This is a genomic window from Candidatus Glassbacteria bacterium, from assembly GCA_019456185.1.
GTDB lineage: Bacteria > Gemmatimonadota > Glassbacteria > GWA2-58-10 > GWA2-58-10 > JAJRTS01.
The window spans coordinates 1-1,500 of sequence record VRUH01000143.1; the positions used below are offsets into that span (position 1 = coordinate 1).

The 1,500-nt window shown below is 57.6% G+C and carries 1 protein-coding gene; it reads right to left on the reverse strand.

Going from position 1 to position 1,500, the window contains the following annotated elements; translation table 11 throughout:
• A partial coding sequence (locus tag FVQ81_18510; GenBank protein MBW7998524.1) for a tetratricopeptide repeat protein occupies positions 1-1,325 on the reverse strand: 1,325 nt, incomplete at its 3' end.
• Positions 1,326-1,500 lie beyond the last annotated feature (175 nt).

Consider the following 1,500-nt stretch of genomic DNA (forward strand, 5'->3'; position numbering starts at 1 on the left):
GAATAAACAACGCCCCGGTTGTAGTAGGTCCTGGCATAACCGGGATCGAGGCTGATGGCCTGGTCATAATCCTCGATGGCCCGCCGGTATTGCTTCAGGTTATCATAGGCAAGGCCCCGGTTATTGTAGACCACGGCGTTGCCGGGATCGAGGCGGATGGCTTGGTTGTAATCCTCGATGGCCCGCCGGTATTGCTTCAGGTCAGCATAAGCAGTGCCCCGGTTGGCGTAGGCCGGGGCATAGCCAGGATCGAGGCGGAGGGCCTCGTCGTAGTCCTCGATGGCCCGCCAGTATTGCTTCAGGTCAGCATAAGCACTGCCCCGATTGCTGTAGGCCACGGCATAACCGGGATCAAGGCGGATGGCTTGGTCATAATCCTCGATGGCACGCAGGTATTGCTTCAGTTCAACATAGACAACGCCCCGGTTATTGTAGGTCGCGGCCAAGGTGGGATCGAGGCGGATGGCCTCGTCTAAATCCTCGATGGCCCGCCGGTATTGCTTCAGGTCTATATAAGCATTACCCCGGTTATTGTAGGTCGCGGCCAAGCTGGGATCGAGGCGGATGGCCTGGTCATATTCCTCGATGGCCCGCCGGTATTGCTTCAGGTTATTATAGGCATTGCCCCGGCCGTTGTAGGCAGCGGCAAAGCTGGGATCGAGGCGGATGGCTTGGCCGAAGTATTCAATGGCCTTCTCCGGCTTATCGTAGCGCCGTTTCTTGCTGTCCCACAGGGCGGTTCCCTTTTCATACCATTGCTGCGCGGTGAGTCGTTGCGTGTTTTCCTGGAAGGCGGTCTTGAGGGTTTCCTTTTCTTCCGGGGTGGCTGTGGCGTCCATGCGGGCCATGCGCTCCTCCAGTTCCTTCACTCGCGCCAGCAGGGTTTTCACCCGCAGTTCCGATTCCTTTAGGCGCTCCATCTGGGCACGGTCGGCGAGCAGGGTTTTCACCCGCTCTTCCAGGCCCGCGGTGTCCACTCGGATCACGGCCACTACCCGGATACCGAATGCGCTGCCCTCCATATACGGCTGCTCCTCCACGATCTCGGTCTTGAGCACGCCGCTGGAGAGGGCCAGGATTTCGTCCTGCACCAATTCCGCATTGCGCACCACTGAGAGGGTTTCCAGGTAGGTACCGGCCTCCTCCAGGGCCAGCCGCTTGGCCATGGCGATAGCGGCGACGCGGGCGTCGTTCTGGGACATGGCGCTGCCCAGCAGTTGGCGCACCTCCTTGCGGACGGTGATCACCTCTCCGCTGGCAGGAACGGCAAAGGCGGAGATCGTTAACAGCAGCAACAACAACCGGATCGGGAATCGCAGTTTCATTGCCCATGCTCCGTTTTTTCCATAGCTGGATCGAAAACGAATTCCGGTCTTGTAACTCATTGTTATATATACTTGGAGCTTCCAACAAAACCTAAAATTTAGTTTCAATGAGTATGATGAGTTGATTCAAAGGTTGGATGGATTATCTCATAACCCCTTCGCGCAGGCTTGCGCG